General features: G+C 63.5%; 19 protein-coding genes and 1 tRNA gene. 8 read left to right on the top strand and 12 right to left on the bottom strand.

The window, feature by feature from the left end:
- Positions 1-9: 9 nt before the first annotated feature.
- Both ACF3ND_RS12890 and ACF3ND_RS12885 read right to left on the bottom strand, forming a co-directional pair.
- Positions 10-1,353, bottom strand: coding sequence for an LLM class flavin-dependent oxidoreductase (locus ACF3ND_RS12890; RefSeq protein ID WP_394061034.1), 1,344 nt, complete (start codon positions 1,351-1,353; stop codon positions 10-12).
- 245 nt (positions 1,354-1,598) lie between these two features.
- The gene (locus ACF3ND_RS12885; protein ID WP_394061032.1) at positions 1,599-2,270 is read right to left on the bottom strand and encodes an ArsR/SmtB family transcription factor; all 672 of its coding nucleotides are present in this window, start codon (positions 2,268-2,270) and stop codon (positions 1,599-1,601) included.
- 149 nt (positions 2,271-2,419) lie between these two features.
- Between ACF3ND_RS12885 and ACF3ND_RS12880 the strand changes: the two genes are divergently transcribed.
- On the top strand, positions 2,420-2,746 hold the full coding sequence (locus ACF3ND_RS12880; RefSeq protein ID WP_394061030.1) for a tetratricopeptide repeat protein: 327 nt from the start codon (positions 2,420-2,422) through the stop codon (positions 2,744-2,746).
- A 353-nt stretch (positions 2,747-3,099) separates the two neighbouring features.
- Here the strand turns inward: ACF3ND_RS12880 and ACF3ND_RS12875 are convergent, their stop codons facing one another.
- On the bottom strand, positions 3,100-3,870 hold the full coding sequence (locus ACF3ND_RS12875; protein ID WP_394061028.1) for a Smr/MutS family protein: 771 nt from the start codon (positions 3,868-3,870) through the stop codon (positions 3,100-3,102).
- Entirely contained in the window at positions 3,857-4,813 is a 957-nt protein-coding gene (trxB, locus tag ACF3ND_RS12870) for a thioredoxin-disulfide reductase (RefSeq protein ID WP_394061026.1), read from the bottom strand. The genes ACF3ND_RS12875 and trxB overlap by 14 nt, the downstream gene beginning before the upstream one ends.
- A 43-nt stretch (positions 4,814-4,856) precedes the next feature.
- On the opposite strand from trxB, the gene ACF3ND_RS12865 reads away from it, so the two are divergent.
- Genes ACF3ND_RS12865 through ACF3ND_RS12855 form a run of 3 tightly spaced genes read left to right on the top strand, consistent with a single transcriptional unit; the run spans position 4,857 to position 9,152 of the window.
- Positions 4,857-7,232: a DNA translocase FtsK gene (locus tag ACF3ND_RS12865; RefSeq protein ID WP_394061024.1), complete on the top strand. Its 2,376-nt coding sequence runs from the start codon at positions 4,857-4,859 to the stop codon at positions 7,230-7,232.
- On the top strand, positions 7,222-7,848 hold the full coding sequence (gene lolA / locus ACF3ND_RS12860) for an outer membrane lipoprotein chaperone LolA (RefSeq protein ID WP_394061022.1): 627 nt from the start codon (positions 7,222-7,224) through the stop codon (positions 7,846-7,848). The genes ACF3ND_RS12865 and lolA overlap by 11 nt, the downstream gene beginning before the upstream one ends.
- Positions 7,848-9,152, top strand: coding sequence for a replication-associated recombination protein A (locus ACF3ND_RS12855; RefSeq protein WP_394061020.1), 1,305 nt, complete (start codon positions 7,848-7,850; stop codon positions 9,150-9,152). Before lolA ends, ACF3ND_RS12855 begins: the two co-directional genes overlap by 1 nt.
- Before the next feature lie 6 nt (positions 9,153-9,158).
- Here the strand turns inward: ACF3ND_RS12855 and ACF3ND_RS12850 are convergent, their stop codons facing one another.
- Positions 9,159-10,166 carry a diguanylate cyclase domain-containing protein gene (locus ACF3ND_RS12850; RefSeq protein ID WP_394061018.1) on the bottom strand — a complete coding sequence of 336 codons (1,008 nt, stop codon included), beginning with the start codon at positions 10,164-10,166 and terminating at the stop codon, positions 9,159-9,161.
- 159 nt (positions 10,167-10,325) lie between these two features.
- Here ACF3ND_RS12850 and serS point away from each other — a divergent pair, with 159 nt between their 5' ends.
- Positions 10,326-11,666 (top strand): serine--tRNA ligase, encoded by a 1,341-nt coding sequence (gene serS, locus ACF3ND_RS12845; RefSeq protein WP_394061016.1) that lies wholly within the window; start codon positions 10,326-10,328, stop codon positions 11,664-11,666.
- A 117-nt stretch (positions 11,667-11,783) separates the two neighbouring features.
- Here serS and ACF3ND_RS12840 read toward each other — a convergent pair whose 3' ends face one another.
- Positions 11,784-12,101, bottom strand: coding sequence for a hypothetical protein (locus tag ACF3ND_RS12840; protein ID WP_394061014.1), 318 nt, complete (start codon positions 12,099-12,101; stop codon positions 11,784-11,786).
- 181 nt (positions 12,102-12,282) lie between these two features.
- Positions 12,283-12,699, bottom strand: a complete 417-nt coding sequence (locus ACF3ND_RS12835; RefSeq protein ID WP_394061012.1) for a hypothetical protein — start codon at positions 12,697-12,699, stop codon at positions 12,283-12,285.
- 302 nt (positions 12,700-13,001) lie between these two features.
- Between ACF3ND_RS12835 and ACF3ND_RS12830 the strand changes: the two genes are divergently transcribed.
- Positions 13,002-13,091: transfer RNA gene (locus ACF3ND_RS12830), tRNA-Ser, on the top strand.
- Between the two features lie 16 nt (positions 13,092-13,107).
- Here ACF3ND_RS12830 and ycaC read toward each other — a convergent pair.
- The 4 genes from ycaC to ACF3ND_RS12810 all read right to left on the bottom strand — a co-directional run bounded on the left by ycaC (position 13,108) and on the right by ACF3ND_RS12810 (position 16,862).
- A complete protein-coding gene (ycaC, locus tag ACF3ND_RS12825) occupies positions 13,108-13,740 on the bottom strand; it encodes an isochorismate family cysteine hydrolase YcaC (protein ID WP_394061010.1) in 633 nt (210 codons plus the stop codon).
- 171 nt (positions 13,741-13,911) lie between these two features.
- Positions 13,912-14,883 (bottom strand): DMT family transporter, encoded by a 972-nt coding sequence (locus ACF3ND_RS12820; protein ID WP_394061008.1) that lies wholly within the window; start codon positions 14,881-14,883, stop codon positions 13,912-13,914.
- Between the two features lie 32 nt (positions 14,884-14,915).
- The gene (locus ACF3ND_RS12815; RefSeq protein ID WP_394061006.1) at positions 14,916-15,794 is read right to left on the bottom strand and encodes a pirin family protein; all 879 of its coding nucleotides are present in this window, start codon (positions 15,792-15,794) and stop codon (positions 14,916-14,918) included.
- Positions 15,795-15,944: 150 nt separating this feature from the next.
- Positions 15,945-16,862 (bottom strand): LysR family transcriptional regulator, encoded by a 918-nt coding sequence (locus ACF3ND_RS12810; protein WP_394061004.1) that lies wholly within the window; start codon positions 16,860-16,862, stop codon positions 15,945-15,947.
- A gap of 259 nt (positions 16,863-17,121) precedes the next feature.
- Between ACF3ND_RS12810 and ACF3ND_RS12805 the strand changes: the two genes are divergently transcribed.
- Positions 17,122-17,904, top strand: coding sequence for a 3-hydroxybutyrate dehydrogenase (locus ACF3ND_RS12805; protein WP_394061002.1), 783 nt, complete (start codon positions 17,122-17,124; stop codon positions 17,902-17,904).
- A gap of 74 nt (positions 17,905-17,978) precedes the next feature.
- Positions 17,979-18,755 (top strand): peroxide stress protein YaaA, encoded by a 777-nt coding sequence (yaaA, locus tag ACF3ND_RS12800; RefSeq protein WP_394061000.1) that lies wholly within the window; start codon positions 17,979-17,981, stop codon positions 18,753-18,755.
- Here the strand turns inward: yaaA and ACF3ND_RS12795 are convergent.
- Entirely contained in the window at positions 18,752-21,037 is a 2,286-nt protein-coding gene (locus ACF3ND_RS12795) for an FUSC family membrane protein (RefSeq protein WP_394060998.1), read from the bottom strand. The two genes, yaaA and ACF3ND_RS12795, sit on opposite strands and share 4 nt — an antisense overlap.
- Between the last annotated feature and the right edge of the window lie 121 nt (positions 21,038-21,158).

Here is a 21,158-nt window from a genome sequence, read left to right as displayed (position 1 = left end):
CGGCTCCTTTCAGATGCGAGCGGGGCGTTCCAGCCCAAGATGCTCGCGCAGGGTGTCGCCGGTGTAGTTGCGACGGAACAATTCGCGGTCCTGCAGGCGGGGCACGACCAGGCGTACAAAGCTTTCCAGTCCGCCGGGCAGGTAGGGCACCTGGATCATGAAGCCATCGCAGGCGTCGGCCTCGAACCAGTGCTGCAGGCTGTCGGCCACTTTGTCGGCCGAGCCCACGAAGTCGCGCAAGGGACCGATGCCGTAGCGGTGGCCCAGCTCGCGCAGGCCGATGCCGCTGCGGCGGGTGAGCTCGGCCACTTCCTTGTAGTGGCCCTGCACGCCGGGCACGTCCAGGTCCGGCAGGACTTCGTCCTGGGGAAACTGGGACAGGTCGATGTCCAGGTGATAGGACAGCGTGGACAGGCCGGACTCCGGATCGGTCAGGTCGCTGAGCAGCTTTTCCTGTTCCAGGGCGATGGCCTCCGTCTCGCCGACGATGGGCACGATGCCCGGCAGAATGCGCAGGCTGTCGGGCGAGCGCCCGAAACGGGCGGCGCGCTCTTTCATTTCCGTATAGAAGGCCTGGGCGGATTCCAGCGAGGAATGAGTCACGAAAATGACGTCGGCCCAGCGCGCCGCGAAGTCCTTGCCGCGGCCCGAGGCGCCGGCCTGGATGAAGACCGGCCGTCCTTGGGGAGGACGGCTGACGTTCAGCGGACCTTGCACGTTGAACCATTTGCCCTGGTGATCGATGGCGCGCACGCGGGCCGGGTCGGCGAACTGGGGCGTGGCGGCATCCAGGCGCAGGGCCTCGTCGTCCCAGCTATCCCACAATTTGCAGGCCACTTCCACGAACTCCTCGGCGCGGTCGTAGCGCTCGTCGCGGCTCAACTGGTCGGTCAGCCCGAAGTTGGCGGCCTCGGCCTGCTGGAAGGAGGTGACGATGTTCCAGGCGGCGCGCCCGGCGCTCAGGTGATCCAGCGTGGCCAGCGAACGCGCCACGGCGTAGGGGCTGAAGTAGGAGGTGGAGATCGTGCTGGCCAGGCCCAGGTGGCGGGTGGCGCCGGCGATCAACGACAGCACGATCATGGGGTCCAGGCGCAAGGCGCCCAGCGCGCCCAGTTGCAGTTGGCTGTCCATCCGGCCCTGGTAGCGGCGCGGGATGGCCAGGATGTCGGCCAGGAACAGCATGTCGAAGCGCCCTTGCTCCAGCAATTGGCCCAGGCGGGTGTAATAGGAGGCGGACAGCAGTTGCGTGTCGGCAGCCGGGTGGCGCCAGCCGCCGTGGCAGCCCGATACCGGGCCGGCAACGACGAAGGCGGCCAGATGCATGGCCCGATCACGGGAAGAATGGATAGTCATGAAGCGGCGTTCTTGCTTTTGTTGCGAAGGATTCCTGGGAAGCGGCGGCCGTTGGGACGGCGCTGGAGCGGTTGCCTTCAGGGCGCGAGCGAAGCGCGCAGGAAGCGCCTTTCGTCGAAGCGGTCACGAGCCCGCCGTAGTGCGATACTCGCCCTGAAGCTTCGGGGCATGTTAGCAATTGGGGGCTAATTGTTTGGATATAAAATAGTTATATGCTTAAAACCCGGCTTTCAACTTATTGTTTTTCAAGGGTTTTCTGAAACTATGCTGGGCATGTCCACACGCAAGCCGGCCGCTTGCCATTGCGGAAATCCGCCTTCCAGGCGACAGGCGTCCCAGCCTTCGGCGCACAACAGCTGGACGGCGCGGGCCGACAGGGGAGAGGCCGGCCCGCGACAGTAGACCACCAAGCGGCGGCAAGGCGGCAGCTCGGGCAGCCGCCGGATCAGCTCATCCTCGGGAATGTTGATGGCGCCGGGCACGTGTCCCAGGGCATACTCGTCTTGCGGGCGGACGTCCAGCAGGAAGGGGCGGTCCCGCTGCGGGGTGCGCAGGAATTCTTCCAGATGCATGCCGGGGCAGGAGGGCGCGCCGGAGGACTGATAGAGGCCGTGCTCCGTCGAGTTCGCATAATGCTGCAGCGCAGCCAGCAAGATCAGGACCGGCCCATCGCCCAGCCGATACACTTTGTGCTTGCCATTGCGGCGCGCCTGCACGAAGCCCGTGCGCCGCAGGGCTTGTAGATGCTGGGAGGCGGCCGCGGTGGATTGGCCTGTCAGGGCTGCCAGACGTTCGACATGCCGTTCGCCCTGCGCCAGGTGCTCCAGCAGCGCCAGGCGTAAAGGATGCCCCAGGGTCCGGGCGACTTCGGCCAGACCTGCATGATGTTCAGAGGAAGGTCGAATTGGGGTGTCCATGCTGAAAATTTATCATTTGCCGTTTCAAGCGACAATATACGCATGCAGCTTGCGCTTCTTGTAACAATGGACGGGTTTCTTCTACGGTGAAAGTCGGCCGTATGTTCGATGCGCAGGCCTGGACAAGACGATTTTTTTGGAGCGAAACGATGCGCGAAGGATTGGAAAAACTGCTGGCGGCCGGCAAGGACAGCGCCTTGCTCCGGCTGGGGCTGGGCAATGCCTGCCTGGCTGATGGGGATCTGGCGGCGGCCGAGGCGCATCTGCGCTGCGCCGTGCAGATGGATGGAAATTACACCGCTGCCTGGAAGCAGCTGGGGCGGGTTTTGCTGGACAGCGGTCAGCTGGCGCAGGCCAGGAGCGTGCTGGAGCATGGACTGGAGATCGCCCGCCAGCATGGCGACAAGCAGGCCGAAAAGGAAATGCAGGTGTTCCTGAAGCGCGTCCTGAAAGGCTTGCCGCCCGGCGACAATTAATTTAGGTTTAAATAAAGAGGCGGCCCTTGTTTTCGGCTTGAACGGATATCAGTGCATTCCCTAAGTGTGACATTGTCATAATTGGGGCACAATGCGTTTCATGCAGGTGAGGAGACATAGCCCGCAAAGCAGGGCATAAAGACTGACATCGAGCGGTCGACACTATAAAAGCAATATGCAGTACAACATAACAACAACAAGGAAAAGGCCAGCGCAAGCTGGCCTTTTTCACGTCCGGCCTCGGCTGAAGCCCCTTGGCCTGGCGGCTGGGGCATTGCACGACCAGGCGCTTCCCACATCGTATCCGGCCAGTCGCGCTTGAACCCGTCGTCAGCGGCGGGGCCGGCGCGTGGTCAGCGCCGTGGCTCCTGCGCGGGCGACTGCGCCTGCAGCACGAGCTTTACTGCGCCGTCGCCGCCCTCGTTGGGCGCGCATTCCACAAAAGCCAGCACGGCGGGCAGTTGGGTCAGCCAGCGGCGCACCGTGTGCTTGAGCACGGGTTCCCCGTTGCGTGAGCCGTAGCCCGCGCCATGCACGATGCGTACGCAGCGCACATTGTGCTCCAGGCAGGAGCGCAGGAAATTGTCCAGGCGTTCGCGCGCCTGCTCCAGGTCGGAGCCATGCAGGTCCAGGCTGGATTCGATCGGCCAGCGATTGCGCTCCAGGTCGCGCAGCACGTCGGTGCCGCAGCCCGGGCGCAGGTGGCGCCGGTCGTTGGTCTCGCCTTTGACGCTGACGTACTGGTCCGAGGCCGCCGGCAGGGCGGGCGGCGTCAAGGGGTCGCCGACCGCATGGCGGCGGCGCTGTTCCAGTTGTTCGGGGGTGGCGGCCGGGCGCGTGCTCGGCGCGGACTGGCCGCGCTTCTTGAGCGGCGCCACATCGCGCAACGACTGGCGCAGCAGGGCCAGGTCCGCGGGATCCAATTGGGACGCCGGTTCGGCGACAGTCTGGAAGACGTTGGGCCGGCGCGCGGGCTTGCTGCCCGGATCGGGCGGGCGAGGGCGCTGCCGGCGCTGGGGGCGGGCGGGTTCGGGCGCGGGCGATTCGGCCTGGCGGACCTGGTTCTGCAGCTTCTTCAGGTCGGCCAGGCTGTTGCCCACGGCCTTGGGCTTACTCGTTTTCATCCAGCCAGCGCTGTGCGTCCAGGGCGGCCATGCAGCCGCTGGCGGCGCTGGTGATAGCCTGGCGATAGATGTTGTCCTGCACGTCGCCGGCGGCGAAGACGCCCGGCACCGAGGTCATGGTGGCCATGCCCTGCAGGCCGCTGCGGGTGGTGATGTAGCCGTCGTGCATGTCCAGCTGGCCCTGGAAGATGCCGGTGTTGGGCTTGTGGCCGATGGCGATGAAGGCGCCGGTCACGTCCAGGTCTTCCGTGGCATTGGTCTGGTTGTTCTTCAGGCGCACGCCGGTCACGCCGGAGGCGTCGCCCAGCACTTCCTGCAGCTCGTAGTGCAGCTTCAGGCGGATGTTGCCGTTCTCGACCTTGTCCATCAGCTTGTCGGTCAGGATGGCTTCCGAGCGGAAGGTGTCGCGGCGGTGCACCAGGGTGACGGTCTTGCAGATGTTGGACAGGTACAGGGCCTCTTCCACGGCCGTATTCCCGCCGCCCACCACGATGACGTCCTGGTTCTTGTAGAAGAAGCCGTCGCAGGTGGCGCAGCCCGATACGCCGCGGCCCATGAATTCCTGCTCCGTGGGCAGGCCCAGGTACTGGGCCGAGGCGCCGGTGGCGATGATCAGGGCGTCGCAGGTATAGACCGTGCCGCTGTCTCCCTTCAGGGTGAAGGGCCGCTTGCCCAGGTCCACCGAAGCGATCATGTCGAAGATTAATTCTGTTTCGAATCGTTCTGCATGCGCCTGGAAACGTGCCATAAGATCAGGTCCCTGGACGCCTTGCGCATCCGCCGGCCAGTTGTCCACGTCGGTGGTGGTCATCAACTGACCGCCTTGTTCCATGCCTGTGACCAGTACCGGTTTGAGGTTGGCGCGGGCGGCATAGACTGCTGCGGTATAACCGGCCGGGCCTGAGCCCAGAATAAGTACTTTCGCGTGTTTTGTAGTCGACATCACAGAAAATCCGAAAAAGACGATCTCCAATTATAATGAGTACATGGCAAGAATACCTGCAACATCCCCTCGTACCTCCCGGTCATCGAAAAACGTGCGCAACGGCCCTTCGGCCCTTCAGCAGCGCCTGACCGGTCTGCTGCGCGAAGCGCGGTGGATCATCTTCGCCGCGCTGGCGGCCTGGCTGGGGCTGGTGCTGGCGACCTGGGATCCGGGCGATCCGGGCTGGTCGCATTCTGTGCATGCCGGGGCCACGCAGAACGGCGGCGGCATCTTCGGCGCCCATATCGCCGATTTCCTGCTTTTCCTGTTCGGCCTGTCGTCCTGGCTGTGGGTCGTGCTGCTGGTGCAGCGCGTCGGGGTGGGCTTCTATCGTCTGACCACGCTGCTGCTGCCCAACAGCAAGGGCGAAGATCCGCTGCCGCGCGTGCGCTGGGAGACCGGCATCGGCTTTACCCTGCTGTTCCTGGGCTGCATGGGTTCGGAAGCCTTGTTCTTCAAGGACCTGGGCGCGCGCCTGGGCCTGCCGGCCGGAGCCGGCGGGCAGCTGGGCCAGCTGCTGGGGCAGTTGCTGTCCACCTCCATCGGCGCCGGCGGCGCCACGCTGGTCCTGCTGGCTTTCGTGGCGGTGGGCGCCAGCCTGTTCTTCGGTTTTTCCTGGCTGGTGCTGGCCGAACGGCTTGGCGCCCTGATTGAAAACGGCCTGCGCCGCCTGCTGGCGCTGCGCGCTGCGCGCGAAGATCGCCGCGTGGGCGAGGTCAAGCGCGCCGAGCGCACCGAAAGTGTGGTGGCCAAGCAGGAACAGCTGGTGCACGAACAGCCCGTGCGCATCGAGCCGGCCTTCGTGGCCGTTCCCAAATCCGAGCGCGTCGAGAAGGAAAAGCAGCAGACGCTTTTCAAGGCCCCGCGTCAGGCCGGCGAAGCCGGCGACTTGCCGCCGCTCTCGCTGCTGGATGCGCCTTCGGACAATGCGGAGACCGTCTCTCCCGAAACCATCGAATTCACTTCCCGCCTGATCGAAAAGAAACTGTCGGATTTCGGCGTGGCGGTCACCGTGGTGGCGGCCCAGGCCGGCCCGGTCATCACGCGCTACGAAATCGAACCGGCCACGGGCGTGAAGGGCAGCCAGATCGTCAACCTGGCCAAGGACCTGGCGCGGGCGCTCAGTCTGGTCAGCATCCGCGTGGTGGAGACCATTCCCGGCAAGAACCTGATGGGCCTGGAGCTGCCCAATCCGCGCCGCCAGATGGTGCGCCTTGAAGAAATCATCGGCTCGCAGACCTATCACGCCAGCGCCTCGCTGCTGACCATGGCGCTGGGCAAGGACATCGCCGGCAAGCCCGTGGTGGCCGACCTGGCCAAGATGCCGCATCTGCTGGTGGCCGGCACCACCGGTTCGGGCAAGTCGGTGGGGATCAATGCGATGATCCTGTCACTGTTGTACAAGGCCGACCCGGCCGACGTGCGCCTGATCCTGATCGATCCCAAGATGCTGGAGATGAGCGTCTACGAGGGCATCCCGCATCTGCTGGCCCCCGTGGTCACCGACATGCGCCTGGCGTCCAACGCCCTGAACTGGTGCGTGGCCGAAATGGAAAAACGCTACCGGCTCATGAGCAAGCTGGGCGTGCGCAACCTGGCCGGCTTCAACGCCAAGATCCGCGAAGCGCAGAAGCGCGACGAGCTCATCCCCAATCCTTTCTCGCTCACGCCCGATGCGCCCGAGCCCTTGTCCGTGCTGCCCATGATCGTGGTCATCATCGACGAGCTGGCGGACCTGATGATGGTGCAGGGCAAGAAGATCGAAGAGCTCATCGCCCGGCTGGCGCAGAAGGCGCGCGCGGCCGGCATACACCTGATCCTGGCCACGCAGCGACCCAGCGTGGATGTCATCACCGGCCTGATCAAGGCCAACATCCCCACCCGCATCGCCTTCCAGGTCTCTTCCAAGATCGACTCGCGCACCATTCTGGACCAGATGGGCGCCGAGACCCTGCTGGGGCAGGGCGACATGCTCTATCTGCCGCCCGGCACGGGCCTGCCCAATCGCGTCCACGGCGCCTTCGTCAGCGACGACGAGGTCCATCGCGTGGTGGAATTCCTGAAAGAGCACGGCGAGCCGGACTACGTGGAAGGCCTGCTCGAAGGCGCCCTGGAGGGCGAGACGGGCGAAGGCGTCAATCCCGTCACGGGCATGGTGGATGCGGAGTCCGACCCGCTGTACGACCAGGCGGTGCAGGTCATCATCAAGAATCGGCGCGCGTCCATTTCCTCGGTGCAGCGCCATCTGCGCATCGGCTACAACCGGGCGGCGCGCCTGCTGGAGCAGATGGAGCAGGCCGGCCTGGTGTCGGCCATGCAGCCCAATGGCAACCGGGAAATCCTCGTTCCCGCAGGAGGTGCTAGCGATGAAGATTAAAACCCTGATGGCCTGCCTGGCGCTGGCCGCCACGCCGGCCCTGACCCTGGCGGCTTCGGCCAGTGAGCAGCTGCGCGCCTTCGTGCAGGACGTCAAGACGGCGCAGGGCCAGTTCTCCCAGCGCACGCTGGATGCCCAGGGCCAATCCAAGGGCGCTCCGCAATCGGGACTGTTCGCCTTCCAGCGTCCCGGCCAGTTCAAGTGGCAGGTGCAGCGTCCCTACGAGCAACTGATTGTGTCCGATGGCAAGCATCTTTATCAATACGATCCCGACCTGGCGCAAGTCACGCAGCGCGGCGTGGACCAGTCCATCGGCACGTCTCCGGCCGCCATCCTGTTCGGTACGGGCGACCTGGAGCAGTCTTTCGAGCTCAAGGACCAGGGTGAACGCGACGGACTGGACTGGCTGCGCGCCACGCCCCGCCAGAGCGATGCGGGCTTCGCCTACGTGGATATCGGCTTCAAGGGGCGCGAGCCCCGGCGGCTGGAGCTGAAGGATTCCTTCGGCCAGACCACGTACATCGACTTCAGCGCCCTGGAGTCCAATCCGCGCTTTGCCGCCGGCGCCTTCGACTTCAAGGCGCCGCCCGGCGTCGATGTCGTCTCCATGCCCTGATGTCGGATCTGTTCAAGGTCGAGCCGGCCGCACCCCTGGCCGAGGCTCTGCGTCCCCAGTCCCTGGACGAAGTCATCGGCCAGTCCCATCTGCTGGGCGAAGGCCGGCCGCTGCGCCTGGCCTTCCAGTCCGGCAAGCCGCATTCCATGATCTTCTGGGGCCCTCCCGGCGTGGGCAAGACCACGCTGGCAAGACTGACGGCCCGGGCCTTCGACTGCGAGTTCATCGCCTTGTCGGCGGTGTTCTCGGGAGTCAAGGACATTCGCGCCGCCATGGAGCAGGCCGAGCGGAACCTGAGCCTGGGCAAGCGCACCATCCTGTTCGTGGATGAGATCCACCGCTTCAACAAGGGCCAGCAGGACGCTCTGCTGCCTTATGCGGAAAGTGGCCTGGTCACCTTTATTGGCGCGACCACGGAAAACCCTTCTTTCGAGGTCAACTCGGCGCTGCTCTCGCGGGCACAGGTCTATGTGCTCAAGTCCTTGACGGACGAGGAGCTGCGCCAGCTGCTGCAGCGCGCCCAGGAAAAGGCCCTGCCGCAGTTGCAGTTCGACGAGCTGGCTGCCGACACCCTGATCGGCTATGCGGACGGGGACGCGCGCCGTTTCCTGAACCTGCTGGAACAATGCAGCACCGCGGCCGGGGCCGCGGGCGTGACGCATATCGATGCCGCCTTCATCGAAAAAGCCCTGACCCTGAACGCCCGTCGCTTCGACAAGGGCGGCGACAATTTTTACGATCAGATTTCCGCCCTGCACAAATCCGTGCGCGGCTCCAGCCCCGATGCGGCCCTGTACTGGCTGACGCGCATGCTGGACGGCGGCGCCGATCCGCGCTATCTGGCGCGGCGCATCGTGCGCATGGCCTGGGAGGACATCGGCCTGGCCGATCCGCGCGCGCTGCAGATCGCCAATGACGCGGCCAATACCTACGAGCGCCTGGGCAGCCCGGAGGGCGAACTGGCCCTGGGGCAGGCGGTCATCTATCTGGCCGTGGCGGCCAAGAGCAACGCGGGCTACATGGCCTACAACCAGGCGCGGGCCTTCGTGAAGCAGGACAAGAGCCGCGAAGTGCCGGTGCACTTGCGCAACGCGCCCACCAAGCTCATGAAAGAACTGGGCTATGGCCACGCCTACCGCTACGCCCACGATGAGCCCAACGCCTATGCGGCGGGCGAGACCTATCTGCCTGACGGCATGCAGGAACCGGGCTGGTACAAGCCGGTGCCGCGCGGGCTGGAAATCAAGATAGGCGAGAAGCTGGCGCGCCTGCGACAGCTGGACGAAGAGGCGGGCAAGAAGTAGGCGGGCTCAGGCCCGCTGCTTGCGGCGGTGCTTGTCTTCGTACATGGCATGGTCGGCCTGGGCCAGGGCCTGGTCGGCCATGATCTGGTCCGGGTTCAGGGTGATGACGCCCATGCTGGCGCCCTTGTAGTCCAGCACCACGCCGTCCAGCTCGTACCGGCCTGTCAGGGCGTGATCCAGGCGCTGCCTCAGGGATGCCATGGCCGCGGGGGCTTCGTCTTTCCGGACCAGGGCGGCCAGGACGAATTCGTCGCCGCCCAGGCGACCCAGGAGATCGCCGGGACGGCATTCGCGCTCCAGGCGCTGCGCCACTGCGCGCAGGAAGTCGTCTCCCGTGTCATGCCCATGCTCGTCGTTGATGCGCTTGAAGTCGTCCAGGTCTATGAAGACCAGCAATAGCTGCTGTTCGTGGCGGCGCGCCTGGTCCAGGCGTTCCTCCAGCCCTCGCACGACGGCGCGCCGGTTGGGCAGGTCGGTAAGCGCGTCCGTGTAGGAATACCCCAGCAAGGCCTGGTTGGCTTTCTCCAGCTTGTCCAATAGCTGTTCGCGCTCGATGTAGTTCGAAATGAGTTCGGCGAACAACGTCAGGGTCAGCGGGCCGCGCGGCGCCATGGGCTTGTCGTGCGCGCTGGCGGCGCACAAGGTGCCAAACAGCGAGCCGTCGCTCAGCCGTACCGGCGTGCTGGCGTAGGTGCGCAGTCCCAGGGCCCGGGCGGCGTCCGAGTCGCCCCAGCAGTCGGCCACATTGTTGGTGTAGGGGCGGCCTTCATCCAGGGCGCGCTTGCACAGCGTATCGCCCCAGGGTACGGTCAGCCCTTCGGGAATGTTCAAGGTGCGGATATTGCGGGCGAACAGGACGCGCTGCACATTAGCCTGCAGGTCGATCTCGGTCAGGTAGGTGGACTCCAGCCCGGTCACCAGCTCCAGCATTTCCAGCAGACGGCGCACCAGTATCTCCAGGCGGTCGGAGGTGGTCAGCGTCTCGGTGATCTTTGCGAGCAGGTCGTCGGCCATTGATGGGTCCTCCACGAGTCAGGCAGGGGTTGGGGCGCTCTTGCAGGCATTGTAGGAGTTCCGCCTGGCCGCGCCTAGCCGACCCTTCTGCGCGCCGTCCCGCTTGAGGGTAAAATCATGGGATCAATCTGGACTGAACCCCACCTTTACGGCTAATACATGTTAGATCTGAACCAAATACGCAAAGACCTGGATCCGCTGGTCCAGGGGCTGGCCAAGCGCGGCGTGCAATTCGACACCGGGCGTTTTCAGCAGCTGGAAGCGCGGCGCAAGTCCGTGCAGGTCGAGACCGAAACCTTGCAGGCCGAGCGCAACGCCCTGGCCAAGCGTATCGGCCAGCTCAAATCCAAGGGCGAGGACGCCAGCGCCGAGCTGGCCCAATCCCAGCAGATTCCCGTGCGTCTGAAGCAGCTGGAGCAGGATCTGGCCGAGGTCCAGTCCGAACTGTCCTCCTGGTTCGCCACCATTCCCAACCTGCCGCACGAGAGCGTACCCGTGGGCGAGTCCGAAGCCGACAACGTTGAAGTGCGCCGCTGGGTGCCGGGGGCCAAGGACGAGCAGGGCAATCCGGCGCACATCGCTTTTGCGCCGCGCGACCATGTCGAGCTGGGCGAGAAGCTGGGCCTGGACTTCGAGACGGCCCGCAAGCTCTCCGGCGCCCGCTTCATGGTGCTGCGCGGCCAGATGGCCCGCCTGCACCGCGCGCTGGCCCAGTTCATGCTGGATATGCAGACCAGCGAGCACGGCTACACCGAGTGCTACACCCCTTATATCGTCAATGCGTCCACGCTGTACGGCACGGGCCAGCTGCCCAAGTTCAAGGACGACATGTTCTGGGTCACCAAGGGCGGCCAGGACAGCGAACCCGCCGAAGAGGGCGAAGGCAAGCCCGAGGACCTGTACCTGATCTCCACCTCGGAGATCACCCTGACCGGCACCGTGCGCGACGAGATCCTGCCCGGCGACCAGCTGCCCATCCGCCTGACGGCGCATTCGCCGTGTTTTCGTTCGGAAGCCGGCAGCGGCGGACGGGATACGCGCGGCATGATCCGCCAGCACCAGTTCGACAAGGTGGAGATGGTGCAGATCGTGCACCCTGAAAAATCCTACCAGGCGCTGGAAGAGATGGTCGGCCATGCCGAGCATGTGCTTCAGGCTCTGGAACTGCCTTACCGCGTGGTGCAATTGTGCACCGGCGACATGGGCTTCTCGTCGGCCAAGACCTACGACCTGGAAGTCTGGCTGCCGGCCCAGAACACCTTCCGCGAAATCTCCTCGGTCTCCAATTGCGAAGCCTTCCAGGCCCGGCGCCTGCAGGCGCGCTTTCGCGCCGACAGCAAGGCGCGCCCCGACTACGTGCACACCCTGAACGGTTCCGGCCTGGCGGTGGGCCGCGCCCTGGTGGCCGTGCTGGAGAACCACCAGCAGGAGGACGGCAGCGTCGTCATCCCCAAGGCCTTGCGGCCCTACATGGGCGGCCTGGAGCGTCTGGTCCCCTGACGTCCGGCAAGCCGCCCGTTCAGGGCGGCGGACAGCAAAATGGGCTGATAACCTTGGCGGTTGTCAGCCCATTTTCATTGCCCGGCCTGCATGTCAGGAGCAGGCTTGCCGTGGCGGTCAATCATCCCAGTAGCGCTCTTGCGCCTTGCGCCAGCGCTTGTAGGCGCGTTTCTGTTCCTTGCGCCAGTGCTTGCCGTGGTGGCGGCCGTACTCCACATAGCCGGGGCGGTAGACGTAGCGGGGCGGGTGGTAGACCACGGGCGGCGGCGCGACGTAGACCGGGCGCTCCACGACGTGGACGGGAGGGCGATACACAGGTCCGAAACCGAAGCCAGGAATGCCCACATTGATATCGACATCGACGCCGCCGGCGAACGCGGAACCCGCGCCCAGCGCCATCAGCGATGTCAAGCCAGCCAACAATAGTTTCTTCATGTGCTGCACCTATAGTGACTCAAGGTGCTGGTATTGTTGCCGAGAAAACCTAGGGTAAACGTTAGGTAATCCTGGCAAAGCAATTCCAAACGCAACAGAAGCGGGCTGACCACCAAGTACGGTTTACGTTTCTTAACACATGCCCCGGCACATGCCCCGGCGGGGGGCATGTGCGCAAGGGTCAGAAAGTATGACGCTGTACTTGGCGTTGCCGCATCTGATGGCGGTCGTGGTTGGCATGCAGCTGGCGTCCATGGCTGTTCTGCGCCAGCCGTCCCAGCCGCGGCGCGCGACGGCTCGTCTTGGATTCGGGCTCCGGCTTGGGCGTGGAGCTCGTATAGAGCAGCCACAGGATCAGCACGGCCCAGAAAAGCAGCGACAGGATGCTGGCCAATCCGCCGTTCAGGGAGGCATAGCCGGTTTCTTGCGAGGCCTGGATGCGCAGCATGTCCGACACCACGGGAGTATTGCCCAGCGCTTCCACGACCAGGCTGCCGGGTATGCGGTAGATCCAGCGCAGGGTCTCGATGATATCGGACAGGCTTATGGAACCGTCGCCATTGGCATCGATCACCCATTGGAAGGTTTGGATGTGCATGACAACTCCTTTGGAAAAGTCCGGCGACGGGGCCGGAATTACAAGGGCTGCCTACGGGGGGCAGAGCTGCAATGCATTGCGAGGTGTTGAATTCACTATAGGCCTGCGGCGCATCAGAAACAAGCAAATCACCCTGAAATAAAGGGTAAACCCTTGAATGAAAAGAATTTATCTTTATTGAGGGTGCTGCGCTGCGGCATTTTTCATCGCTCGGACTCCCGCGCCGCGGATTATTTCGCTTGTCAGCGCCGCGTGCTTGTCGTATAGTCATGGGCTAGCTTCTTTTATTGCAAGCTATTCGCGGACAGGTGGCAGAGTGGTCGAATGTACCTGACTCGAAATCAGGCGTACGTGCAAGCGTACCGTGGGTTCGAATCCCACCCTGTCCGCCACCCCTCTCTTATCCCATTACTTTTGCGCTGAAGTCAGCGTGGCATAGCTGTTCATCAGGTTGCGGTAGTCGGGGATATGGTTCGAGAACAACGTACCCAGCCCCTCGATGTCGTTGCGCCAGTCGCGATGCAGCTCGCAGGCGGCGCCGAACCAGGTCATGAGCTGTGCCCCGGCCTGTTCCATACGGCTCCATGCGGCCTGCTGGGTCATGCTGTTGAAGGTACCCGACGCATCGGCAATCACGAACACGTCAAAGCCTTCCTCCAAGGCGGAAAGCACCGGGAAGGCCACGCATACCTCGGTCACCACCCCCGCTACGATGAGTTGCTTCTTGCCCGTGGCCTTGACGGCCTTCACGAAGTCTTCGTTGTCCCAGGCATTGATCTGGCCGGGGCGGGCAATATAGGGAGCATCGGGGAATTTTGCTTTCAACTCGGACACCAGCGGGCCATTGGGGCCGTTTTCAAAACTGGTGGTCAGGATAGTGGGCAACTTGAAGTACTCGGCCATGTCGGCCAGTGCCAGCACGTTGTTCTTGAACTTGTCCGGATCGATGTCGCGAACCAGGGACAGCAGGCCGGTCTGGTGATCCACCAGCAGCACAGCGGCGTCGTTCCTGTCTAGGCGTACATAGGGTTTCGTACTCATGGAAAACTCCTTTGAGAGCATGGATGCCCAAGAGGGCGGGAAAGCCTTCCCCCAGGCAGGGGCAGGAAAATCAAGGGCGGAAGCGGCGGCAGGCAAGGGACGGTCGACCCGGCTGCAAGCGGCGCCGCAGCAGTGATTGCAGTGAACGAGACAGCGGGTTTCAGGCACGAATCAATCGTGCGCTACGACATTGCGGACATGGCGTGCGGCTTTATTGCCAGGCATTCCCGCCGTCTTCTGGCTGAGCATCAAGCCGCCCATCACCAGCGCCGCGCCGACGACCTGCAGCCCGGTGGGCTGGATCCCTTTGATCAAGGCATCGAGCACAAAGGCCGTGACGGGCACCAGCAGCATGAAAGGCGCGACGGCCACGGCGCCTGCACGCTCGATGGCGCCAAACCAGAGTGCGAAGGGCACAGCGGTCAACGCCACGGCGAGCAGGCCCAAGCCCAGGATATTGGCGGCGTCCAATTGTGCAGGCAGGTCTTGAGCAATGGCCGCGACCAGTGTCAGCTCCATGCCGGCGATCAGCAATTGCCAACCCGTGAAGCCCAGTAGCGGCATGGGAGGCTGGCCCCATTTGTTCAACAAGACGCCTCCAGTGGCGATGGACAGCATGCTGCCGATGGCGGCGGCAATGCCAAGCAGGTCAAGTTGCGCATTGCTTGACAGCACGACCAGCGACACGCCCAGGGCGCCCAGCAAGACCGAGCCAATCTTGGTGAGCGTGGGTCTTGCTCTCAGGATTCCCCAGGCCATGAAGATCACAGCCAACGGTGTCAGGGCCTGGAAAATTGCGGCGACCCCGCCAGGCAGGCGGGTTGCCGCCACGAAGAACAAGCCAAAGAACAGCCCTGCATTGAGCGTGCCCAGTATTGCAAGCCGGCCCCACCAGACGCGCGGCGGCACGCAGCGCACAATCGCCAGCAGGACCAAGGCTCCTCCCAGAGCCCGAAAAGCGGCAAGAAACAGGGGATGTGGCGGAAGCCACGTCGTGGTCAATATATAGGTAAAGCCCCAGAGAATGGCCGCGGCGGCGGCAGAAAGCTTGGCATTCATTTTTTTATCCTGGATAAGGTGAGGGTTTTTCTTGCCTCGTGAATCGCAATGAGCTGCGAGTAAAAAAACGACCGGCATGAACATCAGCTCATGGCTGAGCGTGTATGGAAAAAGGCTTAAGCGGCAATGGCGTGAATATGACCAAACCTGCCGCTCTTGAAGTCGGCGATGGCCGTGCGGATCTCCTCGTCGCTATTCATCACGAACGGCCCATGACCGACGATAGGTTCAGCGATGGGCACGCCGCTAAGCACCAGCAACATGCTGTCGCTGTTGGCTTGCAGAAGCACTTTGGAACCGTCCCTGCCGAGATGGGCAACCTGATCGGCGTGAACGAGGCCCTGCTCATTGATCTGCACCATGCCGCGCAATACAGCCACAGCCAGTGTGTGTCCCTCGGGCACGGGCAGCCCGACGGACTTGCCTGCGGACAAGCGGACATCCCAGACGTTAATGGGCGTGAACGTGCGCGCTGGACCTGCATGGCCTTGGTAATTGCCGGCAATGACCCGCAATCGGCCCGCCTTGTCGGCTAAAGGCACATCGGGAATTTGTTCTTTGGCGATCGCCTGGTAGCCGGGCTTGGCCAATTTGTCCCGGGCGGGCAGATTGACCCAGAGCTGCGCCATGTGGAAATCGCCGCCGCGCCTTGCATAGGCCGGGGCACGGAACTCCTCGTGCAGAATCCCGCTGGCTGCCGTCATCCATTGCACGTCGCCTGGGCCGATGATGCCGCCTGCGCCTGCAGAGTCACGGTGCTCGACTTCACCGTCATAGACGATGGTTACTGTCTCAAAGCCGCGGTGAGGGTGTTGACCCACGCCTCTGCGCTTGGTGGTGGATGTGAATGGGTATGGGCTCGCATGGTACAGCAAGAGGAACGGACTCAGTTGCGTGCCGTGCAGGCTGTAGTTGAATAGGGTTCGTACAGGAAATCGACTGCCTACCCAGTGCTGTCGAGGCGCGCTGTAGATCCCTTGGATGGTCTTGTGCATGTGTTTCTCCCTGTGCCCGCAAACCTTGGAAATGATTTGCGGACGTGTTGGAAGTAACTTTAAAAGTGCAACGACCTACTGAATAGGAGGGGTTTTTTGACTTCAGCGTTCTTCTTTTGGAACGATGGCTCTGCATAGAGCCCGGCAGTCCTAGACCTGCTCTATCTGCGCCTGCAAAATGGAGAATTCCGTTCCAAGGAAATCAAGCAACAGCCGCACTGCCGGAAGCAGGCCGCGCCGTGAAGGGAACACGGCGTGCACGATGCCTGCGCGAGGCTTCCATCCGGGTATGACATCCACCAGGCGCCCGCTTCGCAGATCATCCAGGATCATCATGGCCGGCAGCTGCACCACGCCTACTCCATGCAAGGCGGCCAAACGCAAGGCAATGCGGTCTTCGCACACCATGCGCGGCTGGTAGTGCACCTCCGCCATGCCGCCTTGCGGCCCCAGCAATTGCCAGCTCTCGCTGCGTTGCAGCCGCCCATCGCCTAGACTGGGCCACTGCGACAGGTCCGCCAGTTGCGGCATGCCTCCCATGGCATTCACGAGAGCCGGGCTGGCCACCAGAAACTGCGTGCTCTCTCCCAATGTCTTCATGACCATTCCGCTGTCCTCCAAGGGCGGGAAGCGTACGCGCAAGGCCATGTCCAGCCCTTCGCGGATCACGTCTACGCGGCGGTTGGTGCTTTCCACTTGAAGCTGTATCCGCGGATATTGCGTCATGAAGCGCGCCAGCATATCGCCGACCTGATAGTCCAGCAGGGCCAGCGGGCAGCTCAGGCGCACGGCGCCTTGGGGTTCCTCATGAATCCGGTCGATGACTTCCTGGGCGGACTCCGCTTCCACCAGCATGGCCAGGCAGCGCTGGTAATACTCCTGGCCAATCTCCGTCACGGCAAAGCGCCGGCTCGATCGCTGCAGCAGCCGTACGCCCAGAGATTCTTCAAGCAAGGCAATGCGACGGCTGAGCTTTGATTTCGGCATGCCCAAAGCTCGGCCTGCCGGCGCAAAGCCTGCATGGTTCACTACCTGGACGAAGTAGTACAAATCGTTGAGATCACGCATGTATTGTGGGGATCAGCGGCTGAACAAAAGAAACGCGGCGAAGGCGGGCGGCGCGCAAGGGCGGACTGGCGCCGTCCTGGTCTAGTTTAAGCTACCCTCGATGCTCGGCAGACATTCAGTTGGACCGACATCAATCTGCACTGGCTCATGCACCGCCATGAGCCGCGAGCAGTTCCGGGGATATGCGTCTCCCACGTCGTAGCTGGCACGAGTACACTGAAGGCTACAGTTCCCTGTCGTCAACACTCACGAGGTGCACATGCTGAAAGGTAAACGGGCAGTAGTTACGGGATCGACCAGCGGTATCGGCCTGGCCATTGCGGCCGAGCTGGCCAGGGCCGGGGCGGACGTGGTCATCAATGGCTTTGGCGATGCGGGCGTGATCGAGCGCGAGCGCAGCGGGCTGGAATCGAAATTCGGCGTCAAGGCCCATTATCTGAATGCGGACCTGAGCGATGCGCAGGCCACGCGGGATTTCGTGGCCAAGGCGGGCGAGCTGCTGGGCGGGCTGGACATCCTGGTCAACAATGCCGGCATCCAGTACACCGCGCCCATAGAGGAGTTCCCGGTGGACAAATGGAATGCCATCATCGCCTTGAATCTGTCGGCCGTGTTCCATGGCACGGCGGCGGCCTTGCCCATCATGCAGAAGCAGGGCTGGGGGCGCATCATCAATATCGCCTCGGCGCACGGCCTGGTGGCGTCGGTGCACAAGTCGGCCTACGTGGCGGCCAAGCACGGCGTGGTCGGATTGACCAAAGTGACGGCGCTGGAGAATGCCGGCAAGGGCATCACCTGCAATGCGATCTGCCCCGGCTGGGTGCGTACGCCCTTGGTGGAAAAGCAGATCGAAGCCATCAGCCAGCAAAAGGGCATAGACATCGAGGCGGCCGCGCGTGAGCTGCTGGCGGAAAAACAGCCTTCGCTGCAATTCGTGACGCCCGAGCAGCTGGGGGGCGCCGCGGTGTTCCTGGCCTCGGACGCCGCCGCGCAGATGACCGGCACCACCATGAGCCTGGATGGCGGCTGGACGGCACGCTGATCGCGTCGAATCTGGTATGTTTATGGACGGCGGGCACCAGCCCGCCGTCCGTTTTTAAAAGAAGGATGAAGCGCATGTTGCTGCTGCTGTCGCCAGCCAAGAAGCTGGACTATGATTCCCCCGTTCGCACCGAACTCAGCTCCCAGCCCCTGTTCGTGGAGCAGGCGCAAGCCTTGATCGATATCCTGCGCACGCAGTCCGAGGACGACATCGCCGGCCTGATGAAGCTGAGTCCGGACCTGGCCCGCCTGAACGTGCAGCGTTACCAGGAATGGGAGCCGGTCTTCGACCGTGCCAATGCGCGCCAGGCCGTGCTCGCTTTCAACGGCGACGTGTATGAAGGCATGGCTGCCCAGGATCTGTCGGACAAGGACCTGAAATGGGCCCAGGATCATCTGGTGCTGCTCAGCGGCCTGTACGGCGCCCTGCGGCCGCTGGACCTGATGCGCCCCTATCGGCTGGAGATGGGCACGCGTCTGAAGAATCCCGCCGGCAGCACGCTGTACGCCTACTGGGGCAGTCGCATCGCGGATTACCTGAACCAGCGCCAGGAAGGCGAGCGCCATCCGGTGGTGCTGAACCTGGCGTCCGAAGAGTACTTCAAGGTCGTGGACCAGAAAGTGCTGCGCGCCCGCGTGGTGCAGTGCGTGTTCCAGGACGAGAAAAACGGCGCCTGGAAAGTCATCAGCTTCTATGCCAAGAAGGCCCGCGGCCTGATGGCGCGCTACGTCATCGACCACCGCATCCAGAAGGTCGAAGACCTGAAGGCCTTCGATAGCGAAGGCTATGCGTTCCAGCCGGACCTGTCCACCGAGGACAAGCTGGTCTTTCGCCGTCCCGAGCAGGCCTAGGCCATGCCCTGTTCAGCCGCCTGCTTGCGTTCAGGCGGCAGTTGCGGCCCCGTGCTGTATTCCAGGCCGCGCATGTCCTGGCGTATCAGCTGGGATGCCTTGCTCATCTGCCGGATGGGGTAGGCCAGCATGGCCAGTTCGCCTTCGGTTTCGATGGAGGCCGGCGGTTCGGCGTCCTGGTCCTGGATCAAGGCGCCTATGGCGTCCAGCGACCCTTGTATGCCGGGCGGCACTTCGGCCAGGTTGGCCAGCAGGGGCACGGCCGCGCTGATCTGCGAAGCCAGGACATGGTTCTGGATCAGCAGGTTGTTCAGCAGGGCCACATTGCGCTGGCGGCTGACCGGCTCATCCATCATGCGGTAGAAGGCCGAGGCGAAATTGCTGAAGGCGATGTGCACGTTCTTGTTGGCCACCTGCCAGGCCGTGTCGGCCTCCATCAGCTCCAGGTCCACTTGCTCGCGCTGCGCGTCCGGGGCCTCCCGGCCGCCTTCCCGGCGCTCCTTGACCATCTGGTTGTGCAGGCGGCTCAGGCGCGCGAATTCCAGGCCGGTGCGCCAGAATTCCTGGTTGGCGGCCAGCGCCGCGCGGGCCAGTCCCGTCATCGCGTTGGCCTCCCAGCTGGGCAGCAGGTAGCTGGCGGCCATGGCGATGGCGCAGCCGATCAGCGTGTCCACCAGGCGCTCGCCGATGATGAAGGTGCCGCCGGTCGACAGGAACTGGAAGGACATGATCACGAAGATGGTGTTGAACAGAGCCGACAGCAGGAAGTTGAGCTGCACCAGGCTGTTGCCCAGCAGGTAGGCCAGCAGCATGGCGCCCAGGTAGATCTCCCGGTTGTCGGTCAGCTTGAACAGCAGAAAGGCCGCCGCACAGCCCAGCACCGTGCCGAACAGGCGCCAGCCGTTGCGCTGGCGCGTGGTGGCGAAGCCCGGCTTCATGATCACCAGAATGGTCAGGATGATCCAGTAGCTGTGGGCGGTCAGGGCGCTGACCAGACCGAGCTGGCTCTGGTAGTGACTGCTCAGCGCGCCCACGCCCAGCGCGATCATGGAGGCAATGCTGACGCGCGCCGCATAGCGGAAATGCGAGGACTGCAGCTTCAGATTGCTGGTCAGCATGCCCAGGCGCACGTCTTCGCGCGACAGAAAGCGGCTCAGCGACTTGTTCAGGTACTGGTCCACCGGCAGGTTCTGGCTGGCGCGATGGGTCTGGCTGGCCATGTGATCCACGATGCGGTTCACGTTGCGCAGGCGGCGCAGCACCTGCACGAGCAGGGCGTAGGTCTCCGGGTCTTTCTCGGGCATGCCCTGGCGCCGATAGTGTTCCAGTTCATATTCCATGGCGCGGATCTCGGCCTTGACGCTGGCGCGCCGGCGCGTGCTGCTGCTGCGCGAGACGTTCATGGCGATGCGGCCTATGTCCAGCGACAGCTTGTACAGGCCGTCGCGCGCGAACAGCATGAAGTCGCTGTCGGCCACTTGCCGGCGCAGCACCGTGTAGTCCGTGTAGGTGGCCACCAGCGAATCCAGGATGCTGACCATGTTCAGGAAGATGGTCAGCAGGGCCTGGCGATGGTGATCGCCGCGGCCATGGCCGCGCGGCAGTTCGCGCAGCACCATGTCGCGGGCGGCCTGGTGCTTGTCGGTCATGTTCGATTGCAGATTGATCAGCCGCCGGTAGCAGGCGTCCAGGTCCGAAGTCTGGTCGTAGAACTGGGCGCGCGCCTCCATGTATTCGGCGGTGGCGAACAGCGCCACGGCCAATGTCTGGCGTTCCTCCCTGTACCAGAGCAGGCGGCGGAACAGCGTGCTGAACAGGTAATAGGACAGGCCGCCCAGGAAGGAATACAGCGTGTGCGCCAGCACTTCGTGCGGCTGCATGGGAAAGCGCATGGTCAGCGTCATCAGCAGCAAGGCCGCGAAACCGATCAGGCCGCCCCGGCGTCCGAACACCGAGAACATGCTGTACAGGAAGCAGAGCAGCGGCACGCACAGCACCAGCAGCAGGGGAGAGCTGGAGGCCAGTCCGGTCAGGGCCACCGTCAGCGTGCCCAGCGCGATGCCGCCCAGCATCTCATTGTTGCGGTAGCGGCGCGGGCCTCCGGGCTGGTCGATGATGGCCACGCAGGTGGCCCCCATGGAGGCGATCACGCCGATGTCGTAATGACCGAAGAAGCGGCCCAGGATGATGACGGGCAGCAGCACGCCGATGGACTGGCGCAGCCCGCCGAGAAAATAGTGGCTATACAGGAATTGTTTTAGTTGTGGAATGGGCGATGCCATGGGCTCCCCGAACAGCTCGACATGGATACACAGTATATCGTTTTAAGCATGTCTCTTTTTATTCCTTGCCTTTTGCACTTTCCCAACAATCCCAGTTGCCCGCTTTGTTGCGACGCGGTAA

The organism is Alcaligenes sp. WGS1538 (assembly GCF_043187505.1).
Taxonomy (GTDB): Bacteria; Pseudomonadota; Gammaproteobacteria; order Burkholderiales; family Burkholderiaceae_B; genus Alcaligenes.
The sequence above is the reverse complement of the archived record's forward strand: the minus strand, read 5'-3'. Positions and strand labels throughout refer to the sequence as shown.

What these genes read in the sequence shown, in the direction of transcription:
- ACF3ND_RS12890 (WP_394061034.1), bottom strand. Translation starts at nt 1,353, where the DNA reads ATGACTATCCATTCTTCCCGTGATCGGGCCATGCATCTGGCCGCCTTC.
- ACF3ND_RS12885 (WP_394061032.1), bottom strand. Translation starts at nt 2,270, where the DNA reads ATGGACACCCCAATTCGACCTTCCTCTGAACATCATGCAGGTCTGGCC.
- ACF3ND_RS12880 (WP_394061030.1), top strand. Translation starts at nt 2,420, where the DNA reads ATGCGCGAAGGATTGGAAAAACTGCTGGCGGCCGGCAAGGACAGCGCC.
- ACF3ND_RS12875 (WP_394061028.1), bottom strand. Translation starts at nt 3,870, where the DNA reads ATGAAAACGAGTAAGCCCAAGGCCGTGGGCAACAGCCTGGCCGACCTG.
- trxB (WP_394061026.1), bottom strand. Translation starts at nt 4,813, where the DNA reads ATGTCGACTACAAAACACGCGAAAGTACTTATTCTGGGCTCAGGCCCG.
- ACF3ND_RS12865 (WP_394061024.1), top strand. Translation starts at nt 4,857, where the DNA reads ATGGCAAGAATACCTGCAACATCCCCTCGTACCTCCCGGTCATCGAAA.
- lolA (WP_394061022.1), top strand. Translation starts at nt 7,222, where the DNA reads ATGAAGATTAAAACCCTGATGGCCTGCCTGGCGCTGGCCGCCACGCCG.
- ACF3ND_RS12855 (WP_394061020.1), top strand. Translation starts at nt 7,848, where the DNA reads ATGTCGGATCTGTTCAAGGTCGAGCCGGCCGCACCCCTGGCCGAGGCT.
- ACF3ND_RS12850 (WP_394061018.1), bottom strand. Translation starts at nt 10,166, where the DNA reads ATGGCCGACGACCTGCTCGCAAAGATCACCGAGACGCTGACCACCTCC.
- serS (WP_394061016.1), top strand. Translation starts at nt 10,326, where the DNA reads ATGTTAGATCTGAACCAAATACGCAAAGACCTGGATCCGCTGGTCCAG.
- ACF3ND_RS12840 (WP_394061014.1), bottom strand. Translation starts at nt 12,101, where the DNA reads ATGAAGAAACTATTGTTGGCTGGCTTGACATCGCTGATGGCGCTGGGC.
- ACF3ND_RS12835 (WP_394061012.1), bottom strand. Translation starts at nt 12,699, where the DNA reads ATGCACATCCAAACCTTCCAATGGGTGATCGATGCCAATGGCGACGGT.
- ycaC (WP_394061010.1), bottom strand. Translation starts at nt 13,740, where the DNA reads ATGAGTACGAAACCCTATGTACGCCTAGACAGGAACGACGCCGCTGTG.
- ACF3ND_RS12820 (WP_394061008.1), bottom strand. Translation starts at nt 14,883, where the DNA reads ATGTTCATGCCGGTCGTTTTTTTACTCGCAGCTCATTGCGATTCACGA.
- ACF3ND_RS12815 (WP_394061006.1), bottom strand. Translation starts at nt 15,794, where the DNA reads ATGCACAAGACCATCCAAGGGATCTACAGCGCGCCTCGACAGCACTGG.
- ACF3ND_RS12810 (WP_394061004.1), bottom strand. Translation starts at nt 16,862, where the DNA reads ATGCGTGATCTCAACGATTTGTACTACTTCGTCCAGGTAGTGAACCAT.
- ACF3ND_RS12805 (WP_394061002.1), top strand. Translation starts at nt 17,122, where the DNA reads ATGCTGAAAGGTAAACGGGCAGTAGTTACGGGATCGACCAGCGGTATC.
- yaaA (WP_394061000.1), top strand. Translation starts at nt 17,979, where the DNA reads ATGTTGCTGCTGCTGTCGCCAGCCAAGAAGCTGGACTATGATTCCCCC.
- ACF3ND_RS12795 (WP_394060998.1), bottom strand. Translation starts at nt 21,037, where the DNA reads ATGGCATCGCCCATTCCACAACTAAAACAATTCCTGTATAGCCACTAT.